A 4,059-nucleotide genomic window follows, 5' to 3' on the forward strand; every position below is an offset into this window, starting at 1 on the left:
CGGCCAGCGCCACCTTCTGGCGCATGCCCTTGGAGAAGCCGCCGCAGCGTTCGTGGGCGTGCGGCGCGAGACCGAGCAGGGCGATCAGCGCCTCGGCCTCGCGGCGCGCCGTCGCCGGCTCCACGGACCAGAGGCCGGCGACGAACTCGAGGTATTCCACCGGTGTCAGCTTGTCGTAGAGCATCGGTTCGTCGGGCAGCCAGGCGGTGAAGCGCTTGGCATCGATCGGGTGTTTCAGCGCGTCGATGCCGAAGATCGCGATCGAGCCGGCATCGGGCCGCAGCAGTCCGGCGGTCATCCGCAGCGTGGTGGTCTTGCCGGCGCCGTTGGGCCCGAGCAGCGCGTAGAACTCGCCGGCATGCAGCTTCAGGTCGAGGTCGGCCACGGCAGGACGCTCGAAGCTCTTGGCCAGCCCCTTGATCGTGAGTGCGTCCACGCCACCGCTCCGCCGCGCCGGGAAGGCGCCAGGGGCGAGCATAGCGCCGGCCTGCTTGCGTTTTGCTGAACGTACGGAGCGCCTTGAGGCAGCAGAAGGGACAGTCGTCTGGCTTGATCTCGTGCCGACAACCGTTCGTGATCGTGGTCGCTATGGGAAGGATGAAGCCGAGATCGGGCAAAGCGCCCAGCGTACGAGACGACAGCTCAGAGGGTCGTGAAACTAAAGGCGAAAACCTCTAGTGATGCAGCTATAAGGTGCATCAAGAACGCGCCCGTTTCCCTGTCTTCGACTCTCGATCGCCTGACAGGCGGCATCGAACTCAAATGTCCAGGGCTTCGTTGTTATTCAAGTGCGCTAGTACGGCGAGGCAGAGCTGAGAAATCTCTTCAAAATCAAGGCTGCGAGGGGCAGATAAACCTTTGACAGCCAAGTCACGAATGAGGTTCGCGGCGAAGGGCTCCTCAGCAGAATTGCTCGATTTTCCCGACAACTCCACATCACATTCATGCCCGACCTTCGTCATGCCCTTGTCTAGTCCCAGCGAAGGATGTTAAAATTTTTAGCCTCCTGAGGAAATGTTGGCAAGACCTAAGACTGCGGCGCTTTCTCATGCCACGCGCGGGACGTGTAATCGTCGAGGCGCGACCTTGGCGCGATCTCGGCCGACCCGACTAGATGAAGCGCCGCTTTCGTGCGGTTGTCCGCTCCGAGCTTTGAGAAAATAGACCGTACATGCGCTTTCACTGTCGCTTCTGACAGATTGAACAGTCGGGCCAGATGCTTGTTGGAATTTCCTTTCGCAAGCGCGTCGAGTATTTCCCTCTCGCGTCTGGAAAGCCTGGACAGAAGAGATGTGTTGTCTTCGTCTTTGCTGAGCGGGATGATATGATCCTCAGCACTCGCGTCTGTTACGCACATTTCCCTCGTGCCGCTAGCAATATACAATTTCATGGGTGACGCCAGGACCATCTTCAAGATAGAAAGAATTTGTCCCCCACTGAAGATGCCAAGCACGAACGCGTTCGCGTCAGAAAGAAAGACACTTTCCGGACTTAGAAACGCGGGGTCTCTTCTTATCAAGACGATGCGCGATTCAGGGAAAGCCTCACGCACCGCCGCCAATTCGCGGCAAGTACTCTCTTGGTCGATGTTCCCTTCGCGCAGTATTATCAGCAGGAGGCCTTGCGGCTCCATGAAGCGCGGCAGCTTGATGTCCGATCCTCTCTCGACATGCTGAAGAACCTCGTATCCGCCCCTTTCAAGGATCGCGACGATGCCTTCCGCTAAAATCGTGCGCTGCGAGATGACGATCGTTGCTGTCTCCGATCTCATGAGTGCTACGCCTGTACCAAAATACCCGTTCGCATGGATGCATAACCAGGATTGATATGTCGCGGTTTAACAAAAAGATGTAAAGCGTATTTTAAGTTTAATCCTTTAGAAGAGCGTTAAAGCGCGCAGCAGTGCTCTCGATCAAAGGTGACGATCGCGTTGGTCGCTATCGTCTTCAATCCGCCGAGATACCCATCTGCGCGTAAGTGAGGATCAGCGCGTGACACAGGCCCTGGATCTGATCCGAAGATAGCTTGCTTGGATCCTCGAAACCGATGTGCGCTTGAGCAAGAGTTGCTTTCGGAGAGTCGTTTCCGACCAGCCTCGAAATCTCGCATCGTCGATCAAGCACCTGCGCGATACGCTCTCGAAGACGATCGTCCACCGGCTTACTCCGTCGCTGCTCGTCAGCTTGGATGGTGCCGATACGGCGCGCAATCGTTCGATCTCCCTACGTCGATGTGACTAATTCACGCCGAAGGTATTAGTCCAGATTAGGCGCGAATAGGTCGTGCGAAAGACAAGTACCTATAAAGTAGGCATCGTCCGCATACGACCATGTTACCATGCAATCATCTGGTCTAAGCCCTTATCCTGCGTTCTAATCAGTAGTGCCGAGAGATTTGCGACCATTTGGCATGTTATCGCATCCTCGAACGAGGAGGCGCAGATGGCTAGCCGCTCCTATTCATAACGGGGATGTTCGCGGGCCGATCCTTAATCGAGGCGAGCGTCATCGCTCGGTATTTTGAGCTCGGCCTGCACTGATCGAGAACGCGCTTGAGGGGCGAGGCGGGTGACGGGGCGACAGCCCCGCCGCTCATGGCGCGGAAGGCCAGAGCGCGCTCGGCAGCGAGCGGAACAGCTCGGCCTCGGGACAGGCGGCGGCGAAGGCAAGGCGGACGCGGCTCGCGGTCTCGATGACGCGGGCGGCGATCTTCAGCAGGCGCAGCCGCAGCGTCGCGAACTCCGCCGTGGCGAGGTCGCGCGGCCTGGGGATGGCGTCGCGCACGGTCAGCATCAGCCAGTAGGCGGCGGTGTGGAGCACGAGGCGCATCTGGTTGGCCAGCGCTGAACGGCACGAGGTCCGGTCCGAGGCGAGCTGGGTCTTGTGCAGCTTGATCAGGTTCTCGGCCTGGCCTCGCGCGCAGTACAGGCTGTCGTAGAGCCACTCCGCCGTGCCGAAGCGCAGGCTGGTGACGATGAAGCGGATGTCGAGGCCGAGCGTCGTGGCCTCGATACGGGCGACGGCGCGGCGCTCGTGGGTCCAGGACCTCGCCTTGTGGCGGGTCTCGGCGTAGCCGCGCACGACCGCCTTGCCGGTGATGGCGTGCTCAGTCCGCACCACGTCTGCTGCCGCCTCGACCTTCGCCGACAGGGGCTTCGATCCGGCGAGGCCGAAGACGTAGTCGATGCCGTTGGCCTCGCACCATTCCATCGCCTCGGGCCGGGCGTAATGGCTGTCGCCGCGAAACAGGATGCGGGTCGTGGGCCAGCGGGTACGGATACGGCGCACGAGGCGGCGCAGGTGGCCGCGCACTTCGACGCCCGAGGGCGTCTTGCCCGGGCGCAGGACCACGGCGACGGGACGGCTCCGGTCGGTATCGTAGACGTGGATCGGCAGAAAGCAGCGCTCGTCGTAATGGGCATTGAACAACGAAAGCTGCTGGTGGCCGTGGACGACGTCGCAGGTATCGTCGATGTCCAGCGTCACGGATCGGGGCGGCTTGGCATAGGAGTCGATCCAGGCGTCGACGAGCGCATAGGTCAGGCGGATCACGTCGCGCAGGCGAGGGGCGTTCTCCAGCCGCGACAGGGTCGGCTGCGAGCACAGGTCGTCGCCGCTGTCCGGCAGCCGCCCGCAGGCGAGCTTGAACGCCGGATCGCGACGCAGGTGGTCGAGGTCGTCGGCGTCCTCGTAGCCCATCGCGATGGCGAAGATCCTGGCGCGGATCATGTCGGCCAGTGTGTGCGTGACCCGCGCCGGATCGCGGCGGTCGGGCACCAGGCGGGCCAGGCGCGCGGCGATGCCGAGCCGCCGCTCGGCCATGGCCAGCAGCATCACGCCGCCGTCCGAGGTCAGCCGACCGCCGTCGAAATCGGCTGTGATCTTCCGCCCCCGGACGGCTGGAAACGCGAACGGCGGGATCGTATCGTGGGTCATGGCGGGCGTGGCCAGCAAGCTGGTGCGGATGATTGGTCTCGACACCCAAACCCTACGCAACAGCAACGACTTAGGCTACGCCCGCCTGCCTCTCATGCACCGGTCCGTGAATAAGACGGGCTAG

General features: G+C 61.5%; 5 protein-coding genes. All 5 read right to left on the minus strand.

Annotated elements, in window-relative coordinates:
• Positions 1-436 (minus strand): ATP-binding cassette domain-containing protein (locus tag HUU96_RS12530; RefSeq protein ID WP_254605214.1); only part of this gene is annotated, 436 nt, incomplete at its 3' end.
• Positions 437-758: 322 nt separating this feature from the next.
• On the minus strand, positions 759-962 hold the full coding sequence (locus HUU96_RS12535) for a hypothetical protein (RefSeq protein ID WP_174293104.1): 204 nt from the start codon (positions 960-962) through the stop codon (positions 759-761).
• Between the two features lie 65 nt (positions 963-1,027).
• Entirely contained in the window at positions 1,028-1,771 is a 744-nt protein-coding gene (locus HUU96_RS12540) for a response regulator transcription factor (RefSeq protein WP_174293105.1), read from the minus strand.
• Between the two features lie 175 nt (positions 1,772-1,946).
• Positions 1,947-2,156, minus strand: coding sequence for a hypothetical protein (locus tag HUU96_RS12545; RefSeq protein ID WP_174293106.1), 210 nt, complete (start codon positions 2,154-2,156; stop codon positions 1,947-1,949).
• A 435-nt stretch (positions 2,157-2,591) separates the two neighbouring features.
• Positions 2,592-3,935: an IS1380 family transposase gene (locus HUU96_RS12550; RefSeq protein ID WP_174293107.1), complete on the minus strand. Its 1,344-nt coding sequence runs from the start codon at positions 3,933-3,935 to the stop codon at positions 2,592-2,594.
• Positions 3,936-4,059: the final 124 nt, after the last annotated feature.

The organism is Sphingomonas bacterium, assembly GCF_903644135.1.
GTDB lineage: Bacteria > Pseudomonadota > Alphaproteobacteria > Sphingomonadales > Sphingomonadaceae > Sphingomonas.